This window comes from Pseudomonas sp. GM41(2012) (genome assembly GCF_000282315.2).
In the GTDB taxonomy this organism is placed as follows: domain Bacteria; phylum Pseudomonadota; class Gammaproteobacteria; order Pseudomonadales; family Pseudomonadaceae; genus Aquipseudomonas.
Window position 1 is genome coordinate 137,125 of the sequence record NZ_AKJN02000012.1, and the last position, 24,741, is coordinate 161,865.

A 24,741-nucleotide genomic window follows, 5' to 3' on the forward strand; every position below is an offset into this window, starting at 1 on the left:
ATGATGCGCAGCCATTATTGCGGCCAACTGAACGAAAGCCTGGAAGGCCAGGAAATTACCCTTTGCGGATGGGTTCACCGTCGCCGTGACCACGGTGGGGTGATTTTCCTCGATATCCGTGATCGTGACGGTCTGGCCCAGGTGGTGTTCGACCCGGACCGCGCTGAAACCTTCGCCGCCGCCGATCGCGTGCGCAGCGAGTACGTGGTCAAGGTCACCGGCAAGGTTCGCCTGCGTCCGGCCGGTGCCGGCAACGCCAACATGGCGTCGGGCATGATCGAAGTGCTGGGCTACGAGCTGGAAGTATTGAACGAAGCGGAAACCCCGCCGTTCCCGCTCAACGAGTTCTCCGACGTCGGCGAAGAAACCCGCTTGCGTTATCGCTTCATCGACCTGCGTCGTCCGGAAATGCTCGAGAAGCTGCGTCTGCGTTCGCGCATGACCACCAGCATCCGTCGTTACCTGGACGAGAACGGCTTCCTCGACGTCGAGACGCCGATCCTGACTCGCGCTACTCCGGAAGGTGCCCGCGATTACCTGGTGCCGAGCCGTACTCACGCCGGTTCCTTCTTTGCCTTGCCGCAATCGCCGCAGCTGTTCAAGCAACTGCTGATGGTGGCCGGCTTCGATCGCTACTATCAGATCGCCAAATGCTTCCGCGATGAAGACCTGCGTGCCGACCGTCAGCCTGAATTCACTCAGATCGACATCGAAACCAGCTTCCTCGATGAAAAAGACATCATTGGCATCACCGAAGGCATGATCCGCAACCTGTTCAAGGAAGTGCTGGATGTGGAATTCGGCGAATTCCCGCACATGACCTGGGAAGAGGCCATGCGTCGTTACGGTTCCGACAAGCCGGACCTGCGTAACCCGCTGGAACTGGTTGACGTTGCCGATCAGCTGAAAGAAGTCGACTTCAAAGTCTTCAGCGGCCCGGCCAACGACCCGAAATGCCGCGTTGCCGCCTTGCGCGTTCCTGGCGCAGCGAGCATGCCGCGCAAGCAGATCGACGACTACACCAAGTTCGTCGGCATCTACGGTGCCAAGGGCCTGGCGTACATCAAGGTCAACGAACGCGCCAAGGGCGTCGAAGGCCTGCAATCGCCGATCGTCAAGAACATTCCTGAAGCCAACCTCAATGTGATCCTTGATCGCGTGGGTGCGGTTGACGGCGACATCGTGTTCTTCGGTGCCGACAAAGCCAAGATCGTCAGCGAAGCCCTGGGCGCGCTGCGGATCAAGGTCGGTAACGATCTGAACCTGCTGACTTGTCAGTGGGCGCCGATGTGGGTGGTCGACTTCCCGATGTTCGAAGAGAACGACGACGGCAGCTTCGCAGCCTTGCATCACCCGTTCACCGCGCCGAAGTGCACCCCGGAAGAACTGGAAGCCAACCCGGCAACCGCTCTGTCCCGTGCCTACGACATGGTACTGAACGGCACCGAGCTGGGTGGCGGTTCGATCCGTATCCACCGCAAGGAAATGCAACAGTCGGTGTTCCGTCTGCTGGGTATCAGTGAAGCGGAACAGGAAGAGAAATTCGGCTTCCTGCTCGACGCCCTGAAATACGGCGCGCCGCCGCACGGTGGCCTGGCCTTCGGTCTGGATCGTCTGGTGATGCTGATGACCGGCGCCCAGTCGATCCGTGAAGTGATCGCCTTCCCGAAAACCCAGAGCGCCGCTTGCGTCATGACTCAGGCTCCGGGTGTAGTAGATGCCAAGGCACTGCGCGAACTGCACATTCGTTTGCGCGAAACGCCTAAAGCTGAGTAAGGCTGACCAGAAGGGCGCATCTTCGGATGCGCCCTTTCTTTATAGAATGGTCGAGATTTTTATTTGCCGGCTGGCGCGTCATGGCGTGGCGGGCAATGTTTCAAAGAGAATTCGGAGCGAGATATGGCGGGTCATTCCAAGTGGGCGAACATCAAGCACCGCAAAGAACGTCAGGATGCCAAGAAGGGCAAGATTTTCACCAAGTGGATTCGTGAGCTGACCGTTGCGGCCCGTCAGGGCGGTGGTGATCCGGGTTCCAATCCGCGTTTGCGTCTGGCGCTGGACAAGGCCCTCGGCGCGAACATGAGCCGGGACATTATCGACCGTGCGGTCGCCCGCGGCGCCGGTGCTGCCGATACCGACGACATGGTCGAGCTGACCTACGAAGGCTACGGCCCGGGCGGCGTGGCGGTGATGGTCGAGTGCATGACTGACAACCGCAATCGCACCGCCGCCGCTGTTCGCCATGCGTTCAGCAAATGCGGCGGCAACCTCGGTACGGACGGTTCGGTGGCCTATCTGTTCGAGCGCAAGGGGCAGATTTCCTTCGCGCCAGGCGTTGATGAAGATGCGTTGATGGAAGCGGCGATGGAAGCCGACGCGGATGACGTGGTCACCCACGAAGACGGCTCCATCGACGTGTTCACCTCGTTCTCCGGTTTCTACTCCGTGCGTAACGCGCTGGAAGCGGCCGGTTTCAAAGGTGATGACGCGGAAATCGTGATGCTGCCGACCACCAGTGCCGAACTCGACCTGGAAGGCGCCGAGAAGGTGCTCAAGCTGATCGACATGCTTGAAGACCTGGATGACGTGCAGAACGTCTACTCCAACGCCGACATTCCAGAGTCGGTGGCCGCTCAGCTCGGTTGATGCATTGATAAAGATCGCAGCCTTCCCCTGGCCCCTGTAGGAGCTGGCGAAGCCTGCGATCTTTTGATTTTTGGCTTTTTATTTAAAAGATCGTCCGAACGCGGCCCGAGCCTTCGGCAGCTCCTACACAGTTATCCTCAAGCCACCGCGATCTCTTTCTGCAGGCGTTATGACTTTAATTCTTGGTATCGACCCCGGTTCGCGCATTACCGGTTATGGCGTAGTGCGTGATACCGGGCGTGGATGCGTCTACGTGGCGTCGGGCTGCATTCGCACAGGTTCCGGCGAGCTGCATGAACGCCTGCAAATAGTCTATCGCGGCGTGCGCGAAGTCATCCAGACCTACGGCCCGGTGACCATGGGCATCGAAAAGGTCTTCATGGCGCGCAATGCCGACTCTGCGCTGAAACTTGGCCAGGCCCGCGGCGCAGCCATCGTTGCCGGGGCGGAAGAAAGCCTGGAAATCGCTGAGTACACGGCGACCCAGGTCAAACAGGCGGTGACCGGGACCGGCGCGGCGAATAAAGAGCAGGTGCAAATGATGGTCATGCACATGCTGAAACTGACCAGCAAGCCGCAAATCGATGCCTCGGACGCCCTGGCCATTGCCATTTGCCATGCTCACACCCGCTCCAGCCTGTTGCCTCATGGTCTGGGCACGGCACGCAGTCGTGGCGGACGCCTGCGTCTCTGATAGCATCAGCAATCAATTTTTTATGGAATGAGGGTTTTGCGCCTGTGTCGTCGGCGCAAAACCCTTGTTCTGTCAGTCGCCAGCACTGATCTGGCTAACGCTCAAGGATCTGAAACGTGATTGGACGCTTGCGCGGCACACTGGCTGAGAAACAGCCGCCGCACCTGATTCTGGATGTAAACGGTCTGGGGTATGAGCTGGAAGTGCCCATGACCACGCTTTATCGCTTGCCGTCGGTCGGTGAACCGCTGACCTTGCACACCCATTTGGTCGTACGCGAAGACGCGCAGTTACTCTATGGCTTCTTCGGCAAGCGTGAGCGAGACTTTTTTCGCGAGTTGATCCGTCTCAATGGTGTGGGGCCGAAATTGGCCCTGGCCTTGATGTCGAGCCTGGAAGTCGATGAACTGGTTCGCTGCGTGCAGTCCCAGGACACCTCGGCGTTGACCAAGGTGCCGGGCGTGGGCAAGAAGACCGCCGAGCGTTTGCTGGTGGAACTCAAGGATCGCTTCAAGGCCTGGGAAACCGTGCCGGCGATGTTCGCTTTGGTACCAAACCAGCCGGGTGGGTCAGATACGACGCCGGTCGCCACCGCCGAAAATGACGCGGTCAGCGCGCTGATCTCCCTGGGCTACAAGCCGCAGGAAGCCAGCAAGGCGATTTCTGCGATCAAGGAGAAAGGTTTGAGCAGTGAAGACATGATTCGTCGTGCCCTGAAGGGAATGATCTAAGTGATTGAAGCTGATCGTCTGATTGCCGCCACGCCCGGCCCTCGTGATCGCGAGGAAGTCCAGGACCGGGCGATTCGCCCTGTCAGCCTGGCCGAATACATTGGCCAGCCGACTGTTCGCGAGCAAATGGAGTTGTTCATCCAGGCGGCTCGCGGGCGCAATGAATCCCTGGACCACACGCTGATTTTCGGCCCGCCGGGTCTGGGTAAAACCACCTTGGCCAACATCATCGCCCAGGAAATGGGCGTGTCGATCAAGAGCACCTCGGGCCCCGTGCTTGAGCGTCCGGGTGATCTGGCTGCGCTGCTGACCAATCTTGAGCCACACGACGTGCTGTTCATCGACGAAATCCATCGGCTCTCTCCGATCGTCGAAGAAGTGCTGTACCCGGCCATGGAAGATTTCCAGCTCGACATCATGATCGGCGAAGGGCCGGCCGCGCGCTCGATCAAGCTTGATCTGCCGCCGTTCACCCTGGTCGGTGCGACGACGCGGGCGGGGATGCTGACCAATCCGCTGCGCGACCGTTTCGGCATCGTCCAGCGCCTGGAGTTCTACAACACCGCCGACCTGGCAACGATTGTCAGTCGTTCGGCGAATATCCTCGGCTTGCCGCTGGACCCGGAAGGCGCCTTTGAAATCGCCCGTCGTGCTCGCGGTACACCGCGGATCGCCAACCGCTTGCTGCGCCGGGTTCGGGATTTCGCCGAAGTTCGCGCCAAGGGCCACATCACCAAACCGATCGCGGACCTGGCCTTGAACCTGCTGGATGTCGACGAGCGTGGCTTCGATCACCAGGATCGACGGCTGCTGTTAACGATGATCGAGAAGTTCGACGGTGGGCCGGTCGGGGTCGATAGCCTCGCCGCCGCCATCAGTGAAGAGCGCCACACCATTGAAGACGTGCTGGAGCCGTACCTGATCCAGCAGGGCTACATCATGCGTACGCCGCGGGGGCGAGTGGTGACCCGGCATGCGTACCTGCACTTCGGTTTAAACATCCCGTCACGATTGGGTGAGATGCCCGTGGTAGACGAGTTCCTCGATGCCGTGGACGATTAATAACCTTTGCGCGCTGATTTATTCGGGGTTTGTGCGGTCTCAGGACCGTACTTTCGCCAGAAAGCCGTGAATCAATGAAAAACAGTTGCCTGGCCGGATTGGCAACCTGAGGAGTAAGCACTAGAGTATGCGCGCGCAAAACGGGCTTGAGCCTTTCGCACTTCGTTGTCGCGTTTATTACGAGGACACCGATGCGGGCGGCATCGTGTATTACGTTAATTACCTCAAGTTTATGGAACGGGCTCGAACCGAGCGGCTCCGGGAGCTGGGCTTTGCCCAATCCCAGCTCGCAGGTGAGGACCTGTTGTTCGTCGTGCATTCCAGCGAAGCGCGTTACCACGCGCCGGCGCGACTGGACGACGAGCTGTTGGTAAGCGCTGAAGTAATCGAATTGAACCGTGTCAGCCTGCGCTTCAAACAGCAGGTCAGGCGGGCTACGGATAATGCGCTGCTCTGCGAAGGGCAGTTTTTGGTGGCCTGTGTGCGCACTAACAGTTTGAAACCCCGGGCCATTCCCGAAGCTCTACGTGCGGCCTTTGCCGACGTGAGCGGCGCGGGTACACACTCAAAGCAGGAGATAAAGCGTGGAAGCTAACGTCGTCGACCATTCCTCCATGTGGAGCCTGGTCAGCAATGCCAGTATCGTGGTGCAACTGGTAATGCTGATCCTGGTAGCCGCATCGGTGACCTCATGGATCATGATCTTTCAGCGCAGCAATCTGCTGCGCGCCGGTCGACGTGCCCTGGAGAGCTTTGAAGAGCGCTTCTGGTCGGGTATCGACCTGTCCAAACTCTACCGTCAGGCCGGCAGCAATCCTGATCCGGATTCGGGCGTAGAGCAGATCTTCCGTGCCGGTTTCAAGGAATTCTCCCGTCTGCGCCAGCAGCCAGGCGTTGACCCGGAAGCGGTCATGGAAGGCGTGGCCCGTGCCATGCGCGTCGCCATTTCCCGCGAAGAAGAAAAGCTCGAGCAGAGCCTGCCGTTCCTCGCCACTGTAGGTTCCGTCAGCCCGTACATCGGTCTGTTCGGTACCGTCTGGGGGATCATGAACTCCTTCCGTGGCCTGGCCACTGCCCAGCAAGCGACCCTGGCCACCGTGGCTCCGGGTATCGCCGAAGCACTGATTGCTACCGCGATCGGCTTGTTCGCCGCCATCCCGGCTGTTATCGCTTACAACCGTTTTGCTGCGCGCAGTGAAACCCTGCTGGGCCGTTACTACACCTTCGCCGATGAATTCCAGGCGATCCTGCACCGCAAAGTGCACACCAGCGAAGAATAAGCAGGTAATTTCCAATGGCTTTAATCGCTCGAGCTCGCAAAAAGCGCAAGCCGGTTGCCGAGATGAACGTGGTGCCTTACATCGACGTGATGTTGGTGCTGCTGGTCATCTTCATGGTGACCGCTCCGATGCTCAATCAGGGCGTGAAAGTTGATCTGCCGAAGGTTTCCAGCGAAGCCTTGCCGCAGGACAACAACACCCAGGTCCTGACCATTTCGATCAAGGCTGACAAGACCTACTACTGGAACCTTGGCAGCGAAGTCGACACTGAAAAGCAACAGGACAAGGCCATGACCTTGCCGCAGATGACTGACGCCGTGACCAAAATCATTCGCGCCGGCACTGAAGGTGGCAAGCGTACCCAGGTGTTCATCCGCGGCGACAAGACCGTCGACTACGGTTCCGTCATGGGCGCCATGGGCGGGTTGCAGAAAGCCGGGGTCGGTAATGTTGGCTTGATTACCGAGGCACCCTGATGCAGCAAATGCGAGAGCCGTCCGCCTCGGAAAGCTACTTCTGGCCTAGTGTCTGGGCGCTTGTCTTGCACGTGCTGGTTTTCGGCATGCTGTTCGTCAGCTTCGCCTTTACGCCCGAACTGCCGCCGGCCAAGCCGATTGTCCAGGCGACCCTGTACCAGCTGAAATCGAAAAGTCGGGCGACCACCCAGACCAATCAGAAGATTGCGGGTGAGGCGCAGAAATCTGCTGCACGCCAGACCGAAGTCGAACAGATGGAACAGAAGAAGATCGAGCAGGAAGCGATCAAGGCCGCGGAACAAAAGAAGGAAGACGCGGCTCAAAAAGCCGAAGAATCCAAAAAGGCCGACGAGACAAAGAAAGCGGAAGAGGCAAAAAAGGCTGATGAAGCCAAGAAAGCCGATGAAGCGAAGAAGACCGCCGAAGCTAAAAAGGCCGAAGAGAAACAATTGGCTGATATAGCCAAGAAGAAGTCTGAAGAAGAAGCCAAGAAAGCAGCTGAAGAAGAGGCCAAGAAAGCGGCCGCTGAAGAAGCGAAGAAAAAGATCGTCGAAGACGCGAAGAAGAAAGCCGCGGAAGACGCCAAGAAGAAATCTGAAGCTGAAGAGGCGAAGAAGAAAGTCGCCGAAGATGCGAAGAAGAAAGCTGCTGCCGATGCTGCGAAGAAAAAATCGCAGGAAGCGGCACGTAAATCCGCCGAAGACAAAAAGGCTCAGGCCCTGGCAGATTTGCTTTCCGACACGCCGCAGCGTCAGCAGGCCTTGGCGGATGAGCAGGGTGACGAAGTCGCCGGTAGTTTCGATGATCTGATCCGTGCTCGTGCAGCGGAAGGCTGGGCTCGTCCACCTTCGGCACGCAAAGGCATGACGGTCGTGTTGCAAATCGGCATGTTGCCGGATGGTACGGTGACTTCGGTTGGCGTGGCCAAGTCCAGCGGCGATGGTCCGTTTGACGCTTCCGCTGTAGCGGCGGTCAAGAACATTGGACGTTTGACAGAAATGCAGGGAATGAAGCCGAGCGATTTCGCTCCGTATCGTTCATTCAAGATGACATTCACACCTGAGGATCTAGCCTTGTGAGAAACCTTCTTCGAGGAATGCTTGTCGTTATCTGCTGCATGGCAGGGATAGCGGCAGCAGATGAAAAAAACATTCTGGTCACCAGCGGCAGTGATCGGGCCACCCCGATCGCAGTCGTTCCGTTTGGCAACCAGGGCGGCAGCGTTCTGCCGGACGACATGGCCGAAATCATCGGTAACGACCTGCGCAACTCGGGTTACTACTCGCCGATTCCTAAACAGAACATGATCAGCCAGCCAAGCCAGGCCAGCGAAATCATCTTCCGTGACTTCAAGGCGCTCGGCGCCCAGTACGTCATGGTCGGCAGCATTGCTCCTGCGGGCGGTCGCCTGCAGGTCCAATACGCACTGTTCAACGTCGCCACCGAGCAGCAAGTGCTGACCGGCAGCGTGTCGGGCAGCGTCGATCAACTGCGCGACATGTCGCACTACATCGCGGACCAGTCGTTCGAAAAACTCACCGGTATCAAAGGTGCGTTCTCGACTCGTCTGTTGTACGTGACAGCAGAGCGTTTCTCCGAGAAGAACACTCGCTACACACTGCAACGTTCAGACTATGACGGTGCCCGTGCCGTGACCCTGCTGCAATCGCGCGAGCCGATCCTGTCGCCGCGTTTCGCACCGGACGGCAAGCGCATCGCTTATGTGTCGTTCGAGCAGAAGCGTCCGCGTATCTTCATGCAGAACATCGACACTGGTCGCCGTGAGCAGATCACCAACTTCGAAGGCCTGAATGGCGCGCCAGCATGGTCGCCTGATGGCAATCGCCTGGCATTCGTACTCTCGAAAGACGGCAACCCGGACATCTATGTGATGAACCTGGGTTCGCGTCAGATCACGCGTGTCACTAACGGTCCTGGCATCAACACCGAACCGTTCTGGGGTAAAGATGGTTCGACCATCTACTTCACCTCGGACCGTGGCGGCAAGCCACAGATCTACAAAACCAGCGCAGGCGGTGGTGGTGCGGAACGTGTGACCTTTATCGGTAACTACAACGCCAACCCTAAGCTTTCGGCTGATGAAAAGACCCTGGTGATGATCCATCGTCAGGAAGGTTTCACTAATTTCAAGGTGGCGGCCCAGGATTTGCAGCGCGGAAGCGTAAAAATCCTCACTGATAGCACTCTGGACGAGTCGCCTACTGTTGCGCCCAACGGCACCATGGTAATCTACGCCACCCGCCAGCAGGGCCGGGGAGTCTTGATGCTCGTGTCCATTAATGGACGCGTAAGGCTCCCGCTTCCTACCGCACAAGGCGAAGTCAGAGAACCTTCCTGGTCCCCTTACCTGAACTGACGCGGCGCTACACGTTGTACTTAACACATTGGGGTTCATTAGGAGTTTCACGATGGAAATGCTGAAGTTTGGTAAATTTGCTGCGCTGGCTCTGGCCATGGCTGTAGCTGTAGGTTGCTCGTCCAAAGGCGGCGACAATGCCGGTGAAGGCGCTGTAGATCCAAACGCTGGTTACGGCGCAAACACTGGTGCAGTTGACGGCTCCCTGAGCGAAGAAGCTGCTCTGCGCGCAATCACCACTTTCTACTTCGAATACGACAGTTCGGACCTGAAGCCAGAAGCCATGCGCGCTCTGGACGTTCACGCCAAGGACCTGAAAGCAAACGGCGCTCGCGTTGTTCTGGAAGGCAACACCGACGAACGTGGTACTCGTGAGTACAACATGGCACTGGGCGAGCGTCGTGCGAAAGCCGTTCAGCGTTACCTGGTACTGCAAGGTGTTTCCCCAGCTCAGCTGGAACTGGTTTCCTACGGCGAAGAGCGTCCAGTTGCTACCGGCAACGACGAGCAGTCCTGGGCTCAAAACCGTCGCGTCGAACTGCGTAAGTAATTCGTCATGCGAACGTGCCGTCGTGCTGTAACTGTTCTGGCTCTCAGCCTCGCACCGCTTGCGGTGTGGGCTGCGGTTCCTGTGGTCGATAATGACTCCGGCTATACCAATAGCGGGACTAATAATCCGCCTGCAGGTTACGGTACGAACGGCGCCTATGCCGGGGGAGGGGTTTCGGCCCCTGTCTCGGCACAGGGCGAGCTGTTCAACCAACTGCAATCGATGCAGGAGCAGATCTCGCGCCAACAAGGCATCATCGAAGTTCTGCAAAATGATGTAGCGCGCATGAAGCAAGAGAACCTGGAGCGATATCAGGATCTTGATCGGCGCATAGGAACCGGCGTTGCACCAGCCGCGACTCCTGATAATTCTTCCACCGGTGGCAGTTTGAATGCCCCCGGTGCAGCAGCGGGCGCAGCCGCAGGAGCGGCAGCCGCTCAGGCACCTGCCGCGGGTAGCGAGCCGGCTGATCCGGCGAAGGAAAAACTGTATTACGATGCAGCCTTCGACCTGATCAAAGCCAAGGATTTCGACAAGGCCAGCCAGGCTTTTGCCGCATTCCTGCGCAAGTACCCGAACAGTCAGTACGCGGGCAATGCTCAGTACTGGTTGGGCGAAGTGAACCTGGCCAAAGGCGATCTGCAAGGTGCAGGTCAGGCTTTTGCCAAGGTTTCGCAGCTGTACCCCAAGCATCCAAAAGTGCCTGATTCGCTGTACAAGCTGGCTGATGTAGAACGCCGCCTCGGTCATCCCGACAAGGTCAAAGGCATTCTGCAACAGGTTGTGTCCCAATATCCGGGCACTTCCGCCGCTCAACTGGCCCAGCGTGATCTGCAAAAAATGTAAGGGCGGCTTGACCCGTTTTGAAGAAACCCGCGCTTGTCGCGGGTTTTTTCGTTAGAATTCACGCCCTTTTTATGAAACACGCTTTTTGGGATCTGCGCGATGGCGGGGTTCCTTGAAGTGCCTGACGGAGGCGGACAGCCTGTTTAGCTGTTATGCCCGTGGCGACTATGCAAGACACATTGAGAATCACCGAAGTTTTCTACTCGTTGCAGGGTGAAACGCGGACTGCCGGGCTGCCCACTGTTTTTGTGCGCCTGACCGGTTGCCCATTGCGTTGCCAATACTGCGACAGCGCTTATGCATTCACTGGCGGCACCATTCGCGCGCTCGACGACATCCTCGAGCAAGTGGCCGGTTTTCGTCCGCGTTACGTCTGTGTCACCGGCGGCGAGCCGCTGGCACAACCCAATGCCATCCCATTGCTCAAGCAGTTGTGTGACGCCGGTTACGAGGTTTCGCTGGAAACCAGCGGTGCCCTGGATATCTCGGCGGTCGATCCACGGGTCAGTCGCGTCGTCGACCTGAAAACCCCGGGTTCGAAAGAAGCTCATCGCAACCGCTACGAGAACATCGAACTGCTCACGCGCAACGATCAGGTGAAGTTCGTCATCTGCTCGCGGGAAGACTATGACTGGGCCGTGTCCAAGCTGATCCAGTACGGTCTGGATCAGCGTGCCGGCGAAGTCCTGTTCTCGCCAAGTCACCATGATCTCAATGCTCGGGACCTGGCTGACTGGGTGGTGGCGGACAACCTGCCAGTGCGTCTGCAATTGCAGCTGCATAAATATCTTTGGAATGACGAGCCGGGGCGCTGAAATGACTGAACAACTGAACACTGCTGAAAAACGTGCAGTCATCCTGCTGTCCGGCGGCCTCGACTCCGCGACCGTTGTGGCCATGGCTCGTGCTGAAGGCTACAGCTGTTACACCATGAGCTTCGACTACGGTCAGCGGTCCCATGCCGAACTGCACGCCGCCGAACGTGTTGCACGAGACTTGGGTGTTATCGAACACAAGGTGATCGGCCTGAACCTGAACGGTATCGGCGGTTCAGCATTGACCGACACCAGCATCGATGTGCCGGAAGAAGCGGGCGAAGGTATTCCGGTGACTTACGTGCCAGCGCGCAACACCGTTTTCTTGTCCCTGGCGTTGGGCTGGGCTGAAGTACTCGGCGCTCGCGACATCTTTATTGGTGTGAACGCCGTGGATTACTCCGGTTACCCGGACTGCCGTCCCGAGTTCATCGAGTCTTTCGAGCGCATGGCCAATCTGGCGACCAAGGCCGGTGTAGAGGGGAATGGTTTCCGCATTCAGGCGCCCCTGCAGAACCTCAGCAAGGCGCAGATCGTCCAGGCGGGTGTGAAGCTCGGCGTTGATTACGGCCTGACTGTTTCCTGCTATCAGGCGGACGATAATGGCCGTGCATGCGGCAAATGCGACAGCTGCCGCCTGCGTGCAGAAGGCTTCGCGGCAGCCGGAATCAGCGATCCAACACCTTATTTTTGATTTATTTCAAATTAGGTGTTGAATAGTCCTTAAAAATCAGTATTATACGCGCCACCACACAGCGGGTCGTTAGCTCAGTTGGTAGAGCAGTTGGCTTTTAACCAATTGGTCGTAGGTTCGAATCCCACACGACCCACCATTTTTGTAGCAGTTTTAAAAGTCTGGAAGGCCCACGCAAGTGAGGATTTCCGGATTTTTTTTTGCCCGCGATTTAAGGTCGCCCAGGTTCTGGGCTGCACCGCGTGACGCAGGTCAGAATCATCTTTTGCATCCACGGGATATTCTGTAGCCTTGCGCAGCTTCAACGTTGTCCGTGCCTGATGATACTCACTCTCCCGGCGGTACCCTGAAGGGTCCGGAGCCGGGTGTATACTCGACTTTCGCGCGAAAGCGCCTGCAGGTCTTGCGAACATGACGCAGATTTCCGAACGCCTTCTGGTTCAAGCCCACCTCGACGCCAAGCAGCCCAAGCCGCTGACTGCCGAGGAGGAGGCCTATTACCGTGCCGCCATCGCTGCCGAGCTCAAGGCTCAGGACGCGGTGCTGGTTGCTCACTTCTATTGCGATCCGGTCATTCAGGCCCTGGCCGAAGAAACCGGAGGCTGTGTCTCCGACTCGCTGGAGATGGCTCGCTTCGGCAATGCTCACCCGGCCAAGACCGTGGTGGTCGCCGGTGTGAAGTTCATGGGCGAGACCGCCAAAATCCTCAACCCTGAAAAACGCATCCTGATGCCAACCCTGGAGGCGACCTGCTCGCTGGACCTGGGTTGCCCGGTGGACGAGTTCTCGGCATTCTGCGATCAGCACCCGGAACGTACCGTGGTGGTGTATGCCAACACGTCGGCGGCGGTCAAAGCCCGGGCGGATTGGGTGGTGACTTCAAGCTGCGCGCTGGAGATCGTCGAAAGCCTGATGGATAACGGCGAAACCATTATCTGGGGCCCGGATAAGCATTTGGGCACCTACATCCAGCGCCAGACCGGCGCGGACATGCTGCTGTGGGACGGTGCCTGCATCGTTCACGAAGAGTTCAAGTCCAAGCAGCTCGAAGACATGAAGGCGCTGTACCCGGATGCAGCGATTCTGGTGCACCCGGAGTCGCCGACGTCGGTGATAGAGTTGGCGGATGCCGTCGGCTCCACCAGTCAATTGATTGCGGCAGCGCAGAGCCTGCCAAACAAGACCTTTATCGTCGCCACTGATCGCGGCATCTTCTACAAGATGCAGCAGCTGTGCCCGGACAAGGTCTTCATCGAAGCGCCAACGGCTGGTAACGGCGCAGCCTGCCGTAGTTGCGCACATTGCCCGTGGATGGCGATGAACACCCTTGAGCGCACGCTCAAGAGCTTGAAGGAAGGGACTAACGAGATCTTTGTCGATCCAGCGTTGATTCCGCAAGCGATCCGGCCGCTCAAGCGCATGCTCGACTTCACACAGGCCGCGCGGATGAAATTGGCCGGCAACGCCTGAGGTCTTTCAGTTAAGTCACAAATCCTGTGGGAGCGAGCCTGCTCGCGATAGCGATCTGTCAGCCATATCAATATTGACTGATACATCGCCATCGCGAGCAGGCTCGCTCCCACAGTGGTTTGTGTATGGCTGGATTACTTGGTTTTCTTTGGAATCCGCACGAGCTGGGTGTTGGAGTAGATGTCATGCCAGCTGCGTTTCTGTTTGTCGAACAGCGACCAGAAGAAGCCCAGCCCGACGCACAGCAAGGACGCGATCGACACCACAAAGCGCAGCAACGCCTGCCACAGGCTGATGGATGAGCCGTCGGCGTTTTGTACGCGGATGCACCAGACCTGCATCCCCAGGGTCTGACCGGACCAGGTCCAGAACTTGGCGAAGAAGCCGAACAGCACAAACAGCAGCACCGTTGACAGCAATGGATCGCCGTCCAGCGCGCCGGCTTCGGTCAGGGTGCGCATTTTGTCTTCGCCGAGGATCGCCATCTGGATCATCTTGTAAATCCCGCTGGTGACGATCAGCAGGGCGGTACACAACAAGAAGTCGTAGAACATCGCTGCCAGGCGACGACCCAGGGTGGCGGCAGGAAAGTCGCCCTGGGGTTTGAGAAGATGTTTCGACATGGCAGCCTCTGGACGGAAAAAAGAAGCCATTTTACGGATTTACGCGCACAAAAAAGCCCCTGATGTCAGCATCAGGGGCTTTTTCGTTACAGAAGATCAGGCTTCTGCTTGTACTTCGTCAGCCTGCATGCCTTTCTGGCCTTGCACAGCAACGAAAGTCACTTTCTGGCCTTCTTTCAGGCTCTTGAAGCCGTTGCCCTGAATAGCGCGGAAATGCACGAACAGATCCGGACCGCTTTCTGGAGTGATAAAACCAAAACCTTTCTCGTCGTTAAACCACTTGACGGTACCGCTCTGACGTTGGGACATTTCTTATTTCCTTTGACGCAAAAATTAATGACAGCCTCCTTCTTGTGAAAGAGTACTGGGGCTGGTTGCAGGAGAGTAAGAAGACGTCGAACGGGATGTAGCTAACTTGTAGGCTACTGCCCAGGTCACGATTCCAAGCGACCCATGCAAACACAGTGAACAAACTCTACGCCAACTACGGGAGAAAAAACAAGCCCTGTGGAGGGCCCGGATTTGCTCGCGTTGACGTGTTGCACGTCAACTAGTGCGGGCTTATGCGATCACGGTGTTCAATTGTTTTCGATCGTTATAAGCAAAGTTCATAACCGAAGCTTACAGGTAAAGTGATGCACTGTTTTATGGCGGTTGCGTTACACATTAGTGCGCTGTTAACGCAACCGCGTTACTTATAGAAACAGTCAATCAGCCGCGGTAGTAGCGTTGTGGAACAAATGGCATTTTGCTTACAAGCAAAGGCACCTTTTTCCCACGAACAATCGCCCATACCGGCGTATCGAGAGCAATGTAAGCACTGTCGACGTAACCCATCGCCAAAGGGCCGCCCAGGGTCGGACCGAAGCCACCGCTGCAAACCGCGCCAATGATGTCGCCTGCTTCATTGACGATCTCTGCACCTTCGCGCACCGGCGTACGTTCCTGAGGCAACAGGCCAACGCGCTTGCGGCTGACACCGGCTTGTTGCTGTCCGAACACGGTTTCTGCGCCAGGGAAGCCGCCGGCACGTGCGCCATCAGCGCGACGAGGCTTGGAGATCGCCCACAGCAGGCTTGCTTCGATCGGGGTGGTCTCGGTGTTCATGTCGTGGCCATAGAGGCACAGGCCGGCTTCCAGGCGCAGGGAGTCGCGAGCGCCAAGGCCGATGGCCGCCACTTCAGGTTCGGCCAGCAGGGCGCGAGCCAGGGCTTCGGCGTTGGCGGCCGGGACGGAGATTTCGTAACCGTCTTCACCGGTGTAGCCCGAGCGGCTGACAAAGCAGTCCACGCCCAGCAGTTTCACGCGGGCGAACTGCATGAAGGTCATCTTCGCCACTTCTGGCGCCAGGCGTGCGAGCACGGTGACGGCGGCCGGACCTTGCAGCGCCAGCAGGGCGCGTTCTTCAAACAGCGGCTCGATGGTGCACTGGTCGCCGATGTGCTTGCGCAGATGCGCCAGGTCCTGGTCCTTGCAGGCGGCGTTGACCACCAGGAACAGTTCGTCGTTACCCAGGTTGGCGACCATCAGGTCGTCGAGGATGCCGCCGGTCTCGTTGGTGAACATCGCGTAACGCTGCATGCCCACCGGCAGGTCGATGATGTCGACCGGCACCAGGCTTTCCAGCGCCTTGGCGGCATTGGCGCCGGTCAGGCGGATCTGGCCCATGTGCGAGACATCGAACAGCCCGGCCTGATCACGGGTGTGCTGGTGTTCTTTCATCACACCGAGCGGGTATTGCACCGGCATGTCGTAGCCGGCAAACGGCACCATGCGGGCGCCGAGTTCGATGTGCAGTGCGTGCAGCGGGGTTTTTGACAGTTGTTCGGTGGACATATTCAGCTCCTGAAAAAGTGTGCAAATGCGCGTGAGCATCAGCACTCGATAATGTTGACCGCCAAACCGCCACGGGCGGTTTCCTTGTATTTGCTTTTCATGTCGGCGCCGGTCTGGCGCATGGTGCGGATGACCTTGTCGAGGGAGACGAAGTGCTGGCCGTCGCCGCGCAGGGCCATGCGCACCGCATTGATCGCCTTGACCGAGCCCATGGCGTTGCGCTCGATGCAAGGCACTTGCACCAGCCCGCCGATCGGGTCGCAGGTCAGGCCGAGGTTGTGTTCCATGCCGATTTCGGCGGCGTTTTCCACTTGCTGCACGGTGCCGCCGAGGACTTCGCACAGGGCGCCGGCGGCCATGGAGCAGGCCACACCAACTTCACCCTGACAGCCGACTTCGGCGCCGGAGATCGAGGCGTTTTCTTTATAGAGAATGCCGATCGCGGCCGCGGTCAGCAGAAAACGCACGACGCCGTCTTCGTTGGCGCCGGGGATGAAGCGCATGTAGTAATGCAAAACAGCCGGGACGATCCCTGCCGCGCCGTTAGTCGGCGCAGTCACCACGCGCCCGCCGTTGGCGTTTTCTTCGTTGACCGCCAGTGCGTAGAGGTTGACCCAGTCCAGCACCGACAGCGGATCGCGCAGAGACGATTCCGGGTTCTTGCACAGTTGCCGATGCAGGGCGGCCGCCCGACGTTTGACCTTCAAGCCACCCGGCAGGATGCCTTCGTTACGACAACCGGCGTCGACGCAGTCCTGCATCACTTGCCAGATTTTCAGCAGGCCGGCGCGGGTTTCCGCTTCCGGGCGCCAGGCACTTTCGTTGGTCAACATCACCTGGCTGATCGACAGACCATAGGTGGTGCAGTGACCAAGCAAGTCCTTGGCGCTTTTGAACGGAAAGGTCAATGGCGTGGCGTCTTCGACGATACGGTCGGCGCCGGCGGCGTCTTCATCGACCACAAAACCACCGCCGACCGAGTAGTACTCGCGGCTGCGGATTTGTATGCCCGCCGCATCGAACGCACGAAAGATCATGCCGTTGGGGTGATAGGCCAACGGTTTGCGGATCATCGCCAGGTGTTCTTTCTCATTGAACGCAATGCTGTGTTCGCCGAGCAGGTTCAAGCGACCATTGCCGCGAATCTCTTGCAGACGGGCGGCGACGGTTTCGGTGTTCACGGTGTCCGGGTGTTCGCCTTCCAGGCCCAGCAACACAGCCTTGTCGCTGCCGTGGCCTTTACCGGTGGCGCCGAGCGATCCGTAGAGCTCGACTTTGACGCAGGTGGTCGCGGCCAGCAGCCCTTCACGGCGCAAACCTTCGGCGAAGCGCGCAGCTGCACGCATCGGGCCGACGGTGTGAGAGCTGGAGGGGCCGATGCCAATCTTGAACAGGTCGAACACGCTTAAAGACATGGTTGTTCTCCGGTTTCTTGTTATAGGTGCAACGCGAACCCGTAGGAGCAAAGCTTGCTCGCGATGAACGATGACGCGGTTCATCAGATAGACCGTGTAACGGCTATCGCGAGCAAGCTTTGCTCCTACAGGGACTTGCAGTGTTCTTGAGTGGGGCGGATTAACCGCCCCACACAGTTTTAAGCGTAGCTTTCGATCGACGGGCAGGCGCAGATCAGGTTGCGGTCGCCGAACACGTTGTCGACGCGACCGACCGGTGGCCAGTACTTGCCTTCGATCAGCGACGCAACCGGATACACTGCTTGCTCACGGCTGTACGGATGCGTCCACTCGCCGACGATTTCCGCCGCGGTGTGCGGGGCGTTTTTCAGCGGGTTGTCGTCCTTGTCCAGGGTGCCGTTTTCCACCGCGCGGATTTCTTCGCGGATGCGGATCATGGCGTCGCAGAAGCGGTCCAGTTCTTCTTTGGATTCGCTTTCGGTCGGCTCGATCATCAGCGTGCCGGCGACCGGGAACGACATGGTCGGGGCGTGGAAACCGAAGTCGATCAGGCGCTTGGCGACGTCATCGACGCTGATGCCGCTGCTGTCTTTCAGCGGACGCAAATCGAGGATGCATTCGTGCGCCACCAGGCCGTTGCTGCCGGTGTACAGCACCGGGTAATGCTCTTCGAGGCGACGGGAAATGTAGTTGGCATTGAGGATCGCCAGTTGCGACGCGCGCTTCAGACCGGCGCCGCCCATCATCCGAATGTACATCCAGGTGATTGGCAAAATGCTCGCGCTGCCGAACGGTGCGGCGCAGACCGCGCCTTCTTTACGCTCCATGGTGCCGTGACCCGGCAGGAACGGCGTCAGGTGCGACTTGACGCCAATCGGACCGACGCCCGGACCGCCACCGCCGTGCGGGATGCAGAAGGTTTTGTGCAGGTTCAGGTGCGACACGTCGCCGCCGAACTTGCCCGGCGCGCAGAGGCCGACCATGGCGTTCATGTTGGCGCCGTCGATGTACACCTGGCCGCCGTGGTCGTGAATGATGCCGCAGATTTCGCGGATGCCTTCTTCGAACACGCCGTGGGTCGACGGGTAGGTGATCATCAGCGCGGCGAGGTGTTCGCGGTGCTCGATGGCCTTGGCCCGCAGGTCTTCGATGTCGACGTTGCCGCGGGCATCGCAAGCGGTGACCACCACGCGCATGCCGGCCATGTTGGCGGTGGCCGGGTTGGTGCCGTGGGCCGAGGACGGGATCAGGCAGATGTCGCGACGGTCTTCGCCACGGCTCTGGTGATAGGCACGAATCGCCAGCAGGCCGGCGTATTCACCTTGCGAACCGGCGTTCGGTTGCAGGCTGATCGCGTCGTAACCGGTGGCGGCGCAGAGCATCGCTTCCAGCTCGTCGGTCAGTTGCTGGTAGCCGGCACTTTGCTCGGCCGGGGCGAACGGGTGCAGGGCGCCGAATTCGGCCCAGGTCACCGGGATCATTTCGCTGGCGGCGTTGAGTTTCATGGTGCACGAGCCCAGCGGGATCATGGTGCGGTCCAGGGCCAGGTCCTTGTCCGCCAGTTTGCGCAGGTAGCGCATCAGCTCGGTTTCCGAGTGGTAGCGGTTGAACACCGGGTGGCTGAGGATCGGCGACTGGCGCAGCAGCGCGGCCGGGATCGTGCTTTGCACGGAGGCGGCGAGGGCGGCGAAGTCCGGCAGAGTTTGGCCGTCGGCCAGCAGGGCCCACAGGGTTTCTACGTCAGCTGGCGACGTGGTTTCGTCGAGGGACAGGCCCAGACGCTCGCCATCGACCACGCGCAGGTTGATCTGCTGGGCACGGGCCTTCTCGTGCAACGCGGCGGTGTGGGCGCCGGTCTTGATCGTCAACGTGTCGAAGAAGTTTTCCTGCTCGACCTTCAGGCCCAATGCGCTCAAGCCTTTAGCCAGAATCGCGGTCAGGTGATGCACGCGATTGGCGATCTGCGTCAGGCCTTTCGGACCGTGGTACACGGCGTACATGCTGGCGATGTTGGCCAGCAAGACTTGCGCGGTGCAGATGTTGCTGGTGGCCTTCTCGCGGCGGATGTGTTGCTCGCGGGTCTGCATCGCCAGGCGCAGGGCCGGCTTGCCGAAACGGTCGACGGAGACGCCGACCAGACGGCCCGGCATGTCGCGCTTGAACGCATCCTTGGTGGAGAAATACGCCGCGTGCGGGCCACCGAAGCCCAGCGGCACGCCGAAGCGTTGCGCGCTGCCGATGGCCACGTCGGCGCCGAATTCGCCCGGTGGGGTCAGTACGGTCAGGGCCAGCAGGTCGGCGGCCACGGCCACCAGCGCGTTGGCGGCGTGGAAGCGTTCGGTCAGTTCGCGGTAATCAAACACGTCACCGTTGCTCGCCGGGTATTGCAGCAGGGCGCCGAAGAATGGCGTCACGTCGCTCAGTTCACGCTCGTCGCCCACGACCACGTCGATGCCCAGCGGCTCGGCGCGGGTGCGCAATACGTCGAGGGTTTGCGGGTGGCAATGCACGGAGGCGAAGAACGCGTGGCTGCCCTTGTTCTTGCTCAGGCGTTTGCAGAAGGTCATCGCTTCGGCGGCGGCGGTGGCTTCGTCGAGCAAGGACGCGTTGGCGATCGGCAGGCCGGTGAGGTCGCTGATCAGGGTCTGGAAGTTCAGCAGCGCTTCGAGACGGCCCTGGGAAATTTCCGGTTGGTACGGGGTGTAGGCGGTGTACCAGGCCGGGTTTTCCAGCAGGTTGCGCAGGATCGGCGACGGCGTGTGGGTGCCGTAGTAGCCCTGGCCGATGAAGGTCTTGAACAGCTGGTTTTTGCCGGCGATGGACTTGATCAAGGCCAGGGCGTCGGCTTCACTGAGGCCGTCTTCGAGGCCGAGGACGCTGGTGCCCTTGATGCTGTCGGGAATGACGCTGGCGCTCAGGGCTTCCAGCGAGTCGAAACCGAGGCTGTTGAGCATGGCTTGCTCGTCGCCGGTACGCGGGCCGATGTGGCGGGCGATGAATTCGTTGGCAGTGGTCAGGCTTACTTGAGTCATGTCAGCGCTCCTCAGGCTTCGGCGTTGGCTTTGATCAGACGGTCGTAAGCGTCTTGATCCAGCAGTTTGGCGACAGCCGATGCATCGGTTGGCTGGAAGCGGAAGAACCAGCCTTCGCCCAGCGGATCTTCGTTGACCAGTTCAGGGCTGCTGTCCAGCGCCGGGTTCACTTCCAGCACTTCACCGTCCAGTGGCATGTACACGCCGCTGGCAGCTTTTACCGATTCCACGGTGGCGGCTTCAGCGCCTTTGTCGTAGGACTGCAGCTCAGGCAGTTGTACGAAAACCACGTCGCCCAGGGCATTCTGTGCGAAAGCGGTGATGCCGACTGTGACGCTGCCGTCAGCTTCGGTACGCAGCCATTCGTGATCTTCAGTAAAACGCAACTCGCTCATGGAAACTCCTAAGGGGGCCAGACTCGTCTGGTGGACGCGATTGAATACTCGGCAATGCCGTACTTTATGGATGGTTACTAAGCAAAAACGCGGCCAATGTTTTTTTATTGTTAAAAATCAATAAGTTATGTGTTTGTTCGAGGCGCGGCGATTTGCTGGCTGTAGCGAAATCGCTACAGGCCGAGGCGAAGAAAAAAGCCTAAGTGGATCAAAGCCTTGCACAGCGGTGTTCGGGAGAGGGTGTAGCGATATCATTCCACTGTAGCGCTTTCAGTACAGATGGAGGTCGCTTTTAAACATTGTTTAACGTTCAACACAGAACCCTGTAGGAGCTGAGCTTGCTCGCGATGGCGGTATGTCAGTCACTATTGATTTCGACTGATACACCGCCATCGTCGGAACGCCGCCCGGAGCAAGCTCGGCTCCTACAAGGGTTCTATGGTGTTAGGTGGATTGTGTTTTAGCCGCGAGATTTACGGCTTATTGGGAATGCCGTACTTGCGCAACCGATGGGCAATCGCGGTGTGGGAGGTTTGCAAGCGGCTGGCCAGTTGGCGGGTCGAGGGGTAGCTGACGTAGAGTTTTTCCAGCAGGGTCTTCTCGAACTCTTCCATCGCCTGTTCGAGGCTGTCGACGTCGCTGTCGCTCTGACGGGCCACGGAGGTGCCGGCGATATCGAGGTCGCCAATGTCGACCAGGCTGCTTTCGCAAATCGCAGCGGCGCGGAAGATCACGTTCTGCAATTGCCGCACGTTGCCCGGCCAGCGATTGCCCAGCAATGCCGGATAGGTGCCGGGCGCCAGGCGACAGACCGGGCGCTGGATCTGCGCGCAGGCCTGCTGCATGAAGTAGCGGGCCAGCAGCAGGATGTCCTGGCCGCGTTCGCGCAGGGGCGGGACTTCGACGTTGAGGACGTTGAGGCGATAGAACAGGTCTTCACGGAACGAACCTTCGCTGACCATTTTTTCCAGATCGCGGTGCGTCGCGCTGAGGATCCGCACATTGACCTTTACCTCACGATCCCCGCCCACCCGGCGGAAACTGCCGTCGTTCAAGAAGCGCAGCAATTTTGCCTGCAAGTACGGCGACATCTCGCCGATCTCATCGAGAAACACCGTGCCTTGGTTGGCCAGTTCCATCAGCCCGGGTTTGCCACCCCGTTGCGCGCCGGTGAAAGCGCCGGGGGCGTAGCCGAACAGTTCGCTTTCGGCGAGGTTCTCCGGCAATGCCGCGCAGTTCAGCGCCAAAAATGGCGAACTGTACCGGGCGCTGATGGCGTGGCAGGCACGCGCCACCAGTTCTTTGCCGGTGCCGGTTTCGCCCTGGATCAGCAACGGCGCATCGAGGGCCGCAACGCGCTGGGCACGAGCCTTGAGGGTGCGAATCGCCGGGGATTCACCGAGCAGCGCATCGAAACCTTCGGCATGGTCGTGGTGCAGCGCCGACAGGCGTTCGCCGATACGGTTGGGTTGATACAGGGTCAGCAGCGCGCCGGCGTCGGTAATCGGTGTGGCGTCCAGCAGCAACGTCTGGCCGTTGACGGTGACTTCCCGCAGTGGCAGGCGGAAGCCGTTTTCCAGCAGGGCTTCGAGCAGTGCCGGGTCGGCGAACAGGTCGGCGATGCTTTCGCCGTCAGGCTCGCGACCGTACAACGCAATCAGTGCCGGGTTGGCCAGCAACACCTTGCCGGCACTGTCCAGCGCCAAGACCGGGTCGGTCATGGCCGCGAGCAATGCATCAAGCTGCAGGTGCCGGCGCTGACCGGGAAGAATGTCGACCACCGTCACCGCTTGCACGCCGCGCACACTGAACAGCGCATCGCGCAGTTCTTCGAGGACTTCCGGGCTCAGGGTCGGGGCGTCGATGTAGACGTTGGGCGGAACCATTTCCACCGCATCCAGGTTGAGATTGCGCCCACCGAGCAGGGCCAGGACTTCCTGGGTAATGCCGACGCGGTCGATGAAGCTGACGTGGATACGCATGGGGCGTTTTTGGGTTCTGGAGTGCGGAGGGTGGCAAGTATGCCTTGGAGGAGGGCTGGGGTGAAATCTTGAGATTTATGGTGGATTCAAAAGTCACCCCTCACCCCAGCCCTCTCCCCAGTGGGGAGAGGGGGAAAGGGGGCAGATATTTGTCGCTTTCAAAGCCTGAGTTCAAGTTGGACTTTCAGGTCGATGTAACTCGAAAGAGCAACTCGGTCAGTCCCCTCGCCCCTCGGGGCGGTCCGACGTTTCGGGAGGGTTAGGGTGAGGGGGAGTCTTCAGATTCGATCCAGATGCTCAGGTTTTATCGGGTCGCCGGATTTGACGTGGAGCTGCGCCCGCACATCTTCAAACATGGCGTCGTACTCCTTGTGTATCGAGCCGATACTGGCCTCTTTGGGCATCCCGTACTTCTGCGCGATGCGCGTGGCATGTCGGGCGAAGTCGAAGGCCTGGTCCTTGGGCAGGAAGAATTCTTCCTGCAATGCCTTTTCCCCAACCGAACCATGCATCTTGAAGAGCATGCCTTCGCCTTCCTTGGGATCCTGGCGGATGGCATATTCGATGTGCAGGTTGTAACTGTAATCATCCTTGTTCAGCGCGTAGCGCTCGATGTGCAGGTGACCGGGCTCGAACGTTGCCATTTAGCGTCTCTCCTTCAAAAAGCCATTGAATCAAGGCAGGCCTCAGGCCTGCCCTCGGAGTTTCTTTTATTGATAGCTTATCCGGGTGTCGCCGTGTCCGAGAGTGGACCTATCGACGCGGCTTTTCCAGTCTGTCGGGCGAACCGGGTTCATCCTGGTCAGCGTGAATCGGAGGCGTTATGAAGGTGCTGCTGGAGTACGCACCGCCCTATGACTGGTCGGCGATGCTGGGTTTTTTGTCGGCGCGGGCGATCGTCGGGATCGAGGTCGTGGTCGATGGCGTTTACTCGCGCAGCATCGGGTTGAACGGTGTTCATGGCACGTTTTCGATCACGCCTGCGGTGGCGAATGCACTTGAGTTGACGCTGGATTTTCCTGATTCAGCGGCGGTGCCAGAGATCATCGCTCGGCTGCGGCGGATGTTTGATCTGGATGCGGAGCTGGCAACGATTCATCGGCAGCTGGCGGTTGATCCCTTGATGGCGCGGCTGATTGCCGAGCGTCCGGGGTTGCGGGTGCCGGGGGCGTGGGATGGCCTGGAGTTGGCGATTCGTGCGGTGTTGGGGCAGCAGATTAGCGTGGGCGCGGCGATCAAACTGGCGGGGAAACTGGTGGCGCAGTATGGCGAGCCGTTGGCTTCGTCGTTGCCCGGCGTGACCCATGTGTTTCCTCAGGCCGCCACTTTGGCGTTAGTGGATTTGGCGACGTTGGGGATGCCGAAAAGCCGTGGTCGAACGCTGTCGGGTGTGGCTCAGGCGTTGCTCGATGATCCATTACTATTTGAGCCGGATCGGGAGGGCGGCGTTACGCGACTGCTGGCGTTGCACGGGATTGGTGACTGGACGGCGCAATACATCGCCTTGCGGCAGTTGCGCGATCCGGATGCGTTCCCAATTGGGGATGTGGGGTTGATCAATGCGCTGGCGGCGCTTGAAGGTGAGGCGGTGACGGCTCGGCAATTGTTGCAACGAGCTGAAGCCTGGCGACCTTATCGAGGCTATGCGGCGCAGGTGCTTTGGACTTCTTTAAGTCGAGGTGATTGATGGGGATGTGATCAGCTTGAAATCGACCCCTCACCCCAGCCCTCTCCCCACGGGGGAGAGGGGAAAGGGAGCCGATCTTCATGCTTTTCAAACCTGAGTTCGACTTGATTTCTCAGGTCGATGTACCTCC

Annotated in this window: 24 protein-coding genes and 1 tRNA gene; 17 read left to right on the forward strand and 8 right to left on the reverse strand. The window is 59.1% G+C overall.

The genetic code is table 11. The features are described 5' to 3' along the window. From aspS to nadA, 16 genes are all read left to right on the forward strand, one after another. Positions 1–1,776, forward strand: a complete 1,776-nt coding sequence (aspS, locus tag PMI27_RS00675) for an aspartate--tRNA ligase (RefSeq protein WP_008147383.1) — start codon at positions 1–3, stop codon at positions 1,774–1,776. Positions 1,777–1,899: 123 nt separating this feature from the next. Continuing rightward, complete coding sequence (locus PMI27_RS00670; protein ID WP_008147381.1) at positions 1,900–2,646, forward strand: YebC/PmpR family DNA-binding transcriptional regulator; 747 nt, start codon at positions 1,900–1,902, stop codon at positions 2,644–2,646. A 169-nt stretch (positions 2,647–2,815) separates the two neighbouring features. Then, positions 2,816–3,340, forward strand: coding sequence for a crossover junction endodeoxyribonuclease RuvC (ruvC, locus tag PMI27_RS00665; RefSeq protein ID WP_008147379.1), 525 nt, complete (start codon positions 2,816–2,818; stop codon positions 3,338–3,340). A gap of 116 nt (positions 3,341–3,456) precedes the next feature. Then, positions 3,457–4,071: a Holliday junction branch migration protein RuvA gene (gene ruvA / locus PMI27_RS00660; protein ID WP_008147376.1), complete on the forward strand. Its 615-nt coding sequence runs from the start codon at positions 3,457–3,459 to the stop codon at positions 4,069–4,071. After that, on the forward strand, positions 4,072–5,133 hold the full coding sequence (gene ruvB, locus PMI27_RS00655) for a Holliday junction branch migration DNA helicase RuvB (protein ID WP_008147374.1): 1,062 nt from the start codon (positions 4,072–4,074) through the stop codon (positions 5,131–5,133). A 127-nt stretch (positions 5,134–5,260) separates the two neighbouring features. Next, positions 5,261–5,728, forward strand: coding sequence for a tol-pal system-associated acyl-CoA thioesterase (gene ybgC / locus PMI27_RS00650; RefSeq protein ID WP_008147372.1), 468 nt, complete (start codon positions 5,261–5,263; stop codon positions 5,726–5,728). Beyond that, positions 5,718–6,413, forward strand: coding sequence for a protein TolQ (gene tolQ / locus PMI27_RS00645; protein WP_008147369.1), 696 nt, complete (start codon positions 5,718–5,720; stop codon positions 6,411–6,413). The genes ybgC and tolQ overlap by 11 nt, the downstream gene beginning before the upstream one ends. A 23-nt stretch (positions 6,414–6,436) precedes the next feature. Continuing rightward, positions 6,437–6,889, forward strand: a complete 453-nt coding sequence (tolR, locus tag PMI27_RS00640; protein WP_161807482.1) for a protein TolR — start codon at positions 6,437–6,439, stop codon at positions 6,887–6,889. Next, positions 6,889–7,968, forward strand: a complete 1,080-nt coding sequence (tolA, locus tag PMI27_RS00635) for a cell envelope integrity protein TolA (RefSeq protein ID WP_008147366.1) — start codon at positions 6,889–6,891, stop codon at positions 7,966–7,968. The genes tolR and tolA overlap by 1 nt, the downstream gene beginning before the upstream one ends. A 17-nt stretch (positions 7,969–7,985) precedes the next feature. Further along, positions 7,986–9,266 (forward strand): Tol-Pal system beta propeller repeat protein TolB, encoded by a 1,281-nt coding sequence (gene tolB, locus PMI27_RS00630; protein ID WP_166675809.1) that lies wholly within the window; start codon positions 7,986–7,988, stop codon positions 9,264–9,266. A gap of 52 nt (positions 9,267–9,318) precedes the next feature. Then, on the forward strand, positions 9,319–9,816 hold the full coding sequence (pal, locus tag PMI27_RS00625; RefSeq protein ID WP_003178634.1) for a peptidoglycan-associated lipoprotein Pal: 498 nt from the start codon (positions 9,319–9,321) through the stop codon (positions 9,814–9,816). Between the two features lie 6 nt (positions 9,817–9,822). Next, positions 9,823–10,662 (forward strand): tol-pal system protein YbgF, encoded by an 840-nt coding sequence (gene ybgF, locus PMI27_RS00620; protein ID WP_024164607.1) that lies wholly within the window; start codon positions 9,823–9,825, stop codon positions 10,660–10,662. 167 nt (positions 10,663–10,829) lie between these two features. Next, positions 10,830–11,477, forward strand: coding sequence for a 7-carboxy-7-deazaguanine synthase QueE (gene queE / locus PMI27_RS00615; protein ID WP_024164608.1), 648 nt, complete (start codon positions 10,830–10,832; stop codon positions 11,475–11,477). A gap of 1 nt (position 11,478) precedes the next feature. After that, positions 11,479–12,171 (forward strand): 7-cyano-7-deazaguanine synthase QueC, encoded by a 693-nt coding sequence (gene queC / locus PMI27_RS00610; RefSeq protein WP_008146916.1) that lies wholly within the window; start codon positions 11,479–11,481, stop codon positions 12,169–12,171. A 63-nt stretch (positions 12,172–12,234) separates the two neighbouring features. Then, positions 12,235–12,310: transfer RNA gene (locus tag PMI27_RS0229980), tRNA-Lys, on the forward strand. Between the two features lie 272 nt (positions 12,311–12,582). Further along, the gene (nadA, locus tag PMI27_RS00605) at positions 12,583–13,641 is read left to right on the forward strand and encodes a quinolinate synthase NadA (protein WP_008146918.1); all 1,059 of its coding nucleotides are present in this window, start codon (positions 12,583–12,585) and stop codon (positions 13,639–13,641) included. Between the two features lie 134 nt (positions 13,642–13,775). On the opposite strand, the gene PMI27_RS00600 is transcribed toward nadA, so the two are convergent. The 8 genes from PMI27_RS00600 to PMI27_RS00565 form a co-directional block, all read right to left on the reverse strand. Further along, positions 13,776–14,264, reverse strand: a complete 489-nt coding sequence (locus PMI27_RS00600; protein ID WP_008146921.1) for an RDD family protein — start codon at positions 14,262–14,264, stop codon at positions 13,776–13,778. A gap of 96 nt (positions 14,265–14,360) precedes the next feature. Next, positions 14,361–14,573 carry a cold-shock protein gene (locus PMI27_RS00595; RefSeq protein WP_003175786.1) on the reverse strand — a complete coding sequence of 71 codons (213 nt, stop codon included), beginning with the start codon at positions 14,571–14,573 and terminating at the stop codon, positions 14,361–14,363. Positions 14,574–14,975: 402 nt separating this feature from the next. Then, on the reverse strand, positions 14,976–16,100 hold the full coding sequence (gcvT, locus tag PMI27_RS00590) for a glycine cleavage system aminomethyltransferase GcvT (RefSeq protein ID WP_008146923.1): 1,125 nt from the start codon (positions 16,098–16,100) through the stop codon (positions 14,976–14,978). Positions 16,101–16,138: 38 nt separating this feature from the next. After that, positions 16,139–17,515, reverse strand: a complete 1,377-nt coding sequence (locus tag PMI27_RS00585) for an L-serine ammonia-lyase (protein WP_008146925.1) — start codon at positions 17,513–17,515, stop codon at positions 16,139–16,141. A 179-nt stretch (positions 17,516–17,694) separates the two neighbouring features. Further along, positions 17,695–20,547, reverse strand: a complete 2,853-nt coding sequence (gcvP, locus tag PMI27_RS00580; protein WP_024164609.1) for an aminomethyl-transferring glycine dehydrogenase — start codon at positions 20,545–20,547, stop codon at positions 17,695–17,697. Between the two features lie 11 nt (positions 20,548–20,558). Continuing rightward, positions 20,559–20,942, reverse strand: a complete 384-nt coding sequence (gcvH, locus tag PMI27_RS00575) for a glycine cleavage system protein GcvH (RefSeq protein ID WP_008027813.1) — start codon at positions 20,940–20,942, stop codon at positions 20,559–20,561. A gap of 473 nt (positions 20,943–21,415) precedes the next feature. Continuing rightward, positions 21,416–22,924 (reverse strand): sigma-54-dependent transcriptional regulator, encoded by a 1,509-nt coding sequence (locus PMI27_RS00570; protein WP_008155836.1) that lies wholly within the window; start codon positions 22,922–22,924, stop codon positions 21,416–21,418. A 278-nt stretch (positions 22,925–23,202) separates the two neighbouring features. Then, on the reverse strand, positions 23,203–23,568 hold the full coding sequence (locus PMI27_RS00565; protein ID WP_008155838.1) for a DUF5064 family protein: 366 nt from the start codon (positions 23,566–23,568) through the stop codon (positions 23,203–23,205). A gap of 179 nt (positions 23,569–23,747) precedes the next feature. Between PMI27_RS00565 and PMI27_RS00560 the strand changes: the two genes are divergently transcribed. Next, complete coding sequence (locus tag PMI27_RS00560; RefSeq protein WP_008155840.1) at positions 23,748–24,611, forward strand: DNA-3-methyladenine glycosylase family protein; 864 nt, start codon at positions 23,748–23,750, stop codon at positions 24,609–24,611. The last annotated feature ends 130 nt before the right edge of the window (positions 24,612–24,741 follow it).

Coding starts and splice junctions, on each gene's coding strand:
- aspS (WP_008147383.1), top strand. CDS start 1: ATGATGCGCAGCCATTATTGCGGCCAACTGAACGAAAGCCTGGAAGGC.
- PMI27_RS00670 (WP_008147381.1), top strand. CDS start 1,900: ATGGCGGGTCATTCCAAGTGGGCGAACATCAAGCACCGCAAAGAACGT.
- ruvC (WP_008147379.1), top strand. CDS start 2,816: ATGACTTTAATTCTTGGTATCGACCCCGGTTCGCGCATTACCGGTTAT.
- ybgC (WP_008147372.1), top strand. CDS start 5,261: ATGCGCGCGCAAAACGGGCTTGAGCCTTTCGCACTTCGTTGTCGCGTT.
- tolA (WP_008147366.1), top strand. CDS start 6,889: ATGCAGCAAATGCGAGAGCCGTCCGCCTCGGAAAGCTACTTCTGGCCT.
- tolB (WP_166675809.1), top strand. CDS start 7,986: ATGCTTGTCGTTATCTGCTGCATGGCAGGGATAGCGGCAGCAGATGAA.
- pal (WP_003178634.1), top strand. CDS start 9,319: ATGGAAATGCTGAAGTTTGGTAAATTTGCTGCGCTGGCTCTGGCCATG.
- ybgF (WP_024164607.1), top strand. CDS start 9,823: ATGCGAACGTGCCGTCGTGCTGTAACTGTTCTGGCTCTCAGCCTCGCA.
- queE (WP_024164608.1), top strand. CDS start 10,830: ATGCAAGACACATTGAGAATCACCGAAGTTTTCTACTCGTTGCAGGGT.
- queC (WP_008146916.1), top strand. CDS start 11,479: ATGACTGAACAACTGAACACTGCTGAAAAACGTGCAGTCATCCTGCTG.
- nadA (WP_008146918.1), top strand. CDS start 12,583: ATGACGCAGATTTCCGAACGCCTTCTGGTTCAAGCCCACCTCGACGCC.
- PMI27_RS00600 (WP_008146921.1), bottom strand. CDS start 14,264: ATGTCGAAACATCTTCTCAAACCCCAGGGCGACTTTCCTGCCGCCACC.
- PMI27_RS00595 (WP_003175786.1), bottom strand. CDS start 14,573: ATGTCCCAACGTCAGAGCGGTACCGTCAAGTGGTTTAACGACGAGAAA.
- gcvT (WP_008146923.1), bottom strand. CDS start 16,100: ATGTCCACCGAACAACTGTCAAAAACCCCGCTGCACGCACTGCACATC.
- PMI27_RS00585 (WP_008146925.1), bottom strand. CDS start 17,515: ATGTCTTTAAGCGTGTTCGACCTGTTCAAGATTGGCATCGGCCCCTCC.
- gcvP (WP_024164609.1), bottom strand. CDS start 20,547: ATGACTCAAGTAAGCCTGACCACTGCCAACGAATTCATCGCCCGCCAC.
- gcvH (WP_008027813.1), bottom strand. CDS start 20,942: ATGAGCGAGTTGCGTTTTACTGAAGATCACGAATGGCTGCGTACCGAA.
- PMI27_RS00570 (WP_008155836.1), bottom strand. CDS start 22,924: ATGCGTATCCACGTCAGCTTCATCGACCGCGTCGGCATTACCCAGGAA.
- PMI27_RS00565 (WP_008155838.1), bottom strand. CDS start 23,568: ATGGCAACGTTCGAGCCCGGTCACCTGCACATCGAGCGCTACGCGCTG.
- PMI27_RS00560 (WP_008155840.1), top strand. CDS start 23,748: ATGAAGGTGCTGCTGGAGTACGCACCGCCCTATGACTGGTCGGCGATG.